A 1,975-nucleotide genomic window follows, 5' to 3' on the forward strand; every position below is an offset into this window, starting at 1 on the left:
AATCCCCATCGTACCGCCTGCCCCTGTATTAAAGATGTTAAATATTTGGCTATGTCAGGCGCTGTAATCTCGGACTGGTCGCGACCAATGAGTGCCTCGTCAATCAGCGATGTGAGATAGCTATCAAACACAAACAGTGTTTCTCTGATAATCGTTCGCAGCTCTTCATTCTCCGTGTTTAACTCACGTGAAAAGAGGATCAACGGCAACGCAGGTGTATTTTGAATAAGTTCAAGCTGGCAATGAACTAATCGAGCAACTCGCTGTTTCGCATCCATCTCCTGGGACAGGAGTAGATTTTCAGCCCATGCACTCTTCAGACCATCAGTAACTTTTCGTATTGCTGCTACCCACAACTCATCCTTATTTTTGAAATGGCGGAAAACCGTTCCCTGGGTGACCCCTATTCGCGCTGCGATATCACTGGTAGTAAGTCGGTCTGGACCGATTTCATAAGCCAACTCTAGTAGTGCATTGATAAGTTCATCTTTGCGCTCTGATCCGGACATTCTTTTCAGCAAAATGTTTTCTCTTGTAAGTAATTAAATACTAACATAGTATTAGGGCTATCTAATGAACAGCTAAAGGACCCAAACTATGTCCGATCAACTTCGCTGGTATAGCAAAACTCAGATCGTACTCCATTGGATTACGGTAGCCCTTGTTATCGCTCAATACGTGCTTCACGACTCTATTGCAAACGCTTGGGAACTCATCCAATCAGGTAGGCCTATTTCCTTTGATCCGCTGGTGCTATCACACGTAGCTGGCGGTATCTTTATAGCGTTAATTGTACTCATACGATTGCGTTTAAAGTACATAAACGCCCATGAAGCGAAAGATTTACTAAGCAACAGATTATCAAACATCGCGTATAAGCTTCTCTATGCACTTTTAATGATGATGGTACTCAGCGGTGGAACGGCATGGTTCTTTCGTATAGACGCTGCGGCCAATGCACATAATCTTTTCAAAGTTTTACTCTTAATCACAGTTCTTGGACATGTTTTAGCAGCCCTTTACCATCATTTCATCGTTAAGGATGGTTTATTGAATCGAATGTTTTTTGCAAGGAAGTAAAAATATGCAGTGGACTCGTTACTTAAAGTTTGGAATTCCTATTGTTGTGGGTATTGCTGGAACCGCATTACTACTCAATGGCGTCAAGCCGCCAGAAAAGAGCGCATCATCATCTGAATTAAAAGCGGTCAAATACTTAGTTGTTCAGCCCAAGGAAGTTTTTTCAGAGATGTCGATCTCGGGAACAATTGAGGCAAGCGACAAATGGTCAGCTGTTGCACAGGTAAAGGGAGAAATTTACCGATCTAACGACTCAATCGTTGAAGGGCTTTGGGTTAACGCTGGGGATGTAATTCTCAAGATAGATCCTTTGGACTATGAGCTTGCTATTTCTCAAATTAGTGCTGAGTTGTCTGGTATTGAGTATGAGCTTTCACTTCTGACTGCTGAGGCAGAAAATACTCAGCGGATATTAGATTTAGAGCAGAGGCAGCTTACCTATGCAAAAGCAGATCTTGATCGAATCCAAAAGCTATATGCCAGCGGCTCCGCAACACGTAAGCAATTAGATGATATCCAAAGAGCCACTCTTACTTCGGAAAAGATCGTTACCGACATTAATAATGGTTTGTTACTTGTAGAACCTAGGAAGCAGAAACTGTTGGCTCAAAAGCAGGCGTTAAGTATCTCTCTAGAACGTGCTCATAGGGATTTAGCTAGAACAGATATTATCGCTCCATACCCGCTGAGGATCTCTAAGCTGCTTGTTGAAGACTATCAGGCTGTTAACGTCGGACAGCCTTTAATTGAAGGGATAGGTGTTAAATCAGCCGATGTTACTGCACAAGTAAACATCGAAAAGTTCAGGGATTTAATCGGCCTAAATGCGCCACCTTCCACGCTGAACAATGAATTTGTAACACAGACATTAAATAAACTGGTTTCTGCCGAAGTG

General features: G+C 42.6%; 3 protein-coding genes. 2 read left to right on the forward strand and 1 reads right to left on the reverse strand.

The annotated features are described in order from the left end of the window. A partial coding sequence (locus FJM67_RS17235) for a TetR/AcrR family transcriptional regulator (RefSeq protein ID WP_140591924.1) occupies positions 1-521 on the reverse strand: 521 nt, incomplete at its 3' end. A 76-nt stretch (positions 522-597) separates the two neighbouring features. Here FJM67_RS17235 and FJM67_RS17240 point away from each other — a divergent pair. Then, a complete protein-coding gene (locus FJM67_RS17240; RefSeq protein WP_140591926.1) occupies positions 598-1,080 on the forward strand; it encodes a cytochrome b in 483 nt (160 codons plus the stop codon). 4 nt (positions 1,081-1,084) lie between these two features. Further along, positions 1,085-1,975 (forward strand): HlyD family secretion protein (locus tag FJM67_RS17245; RefSeq protein WP_140591928.1); only part of this gene is annotated, 891 nt, incomplete at its 3' end.

This window comes from Maribrevibacterium harenarium (assembly GCF_006385675.1).
GTDB classification, from domain to species: domain Bacteria; phylum Pseudomonadota; class Gammaproteobacteria; order Pseudomonadales; family Marinomonadaceae; genus Marinomonas; species Marinomonas harenarium.

Coding starts and splice junctions, on each gene's coding strand:
- FJM67_RS17240 (WP_140591926.1), top strand. CDS start 598: ATGTCCGATCAACTTCGCTGGTATAGCAAAACTCAGATCGTACTCCAT.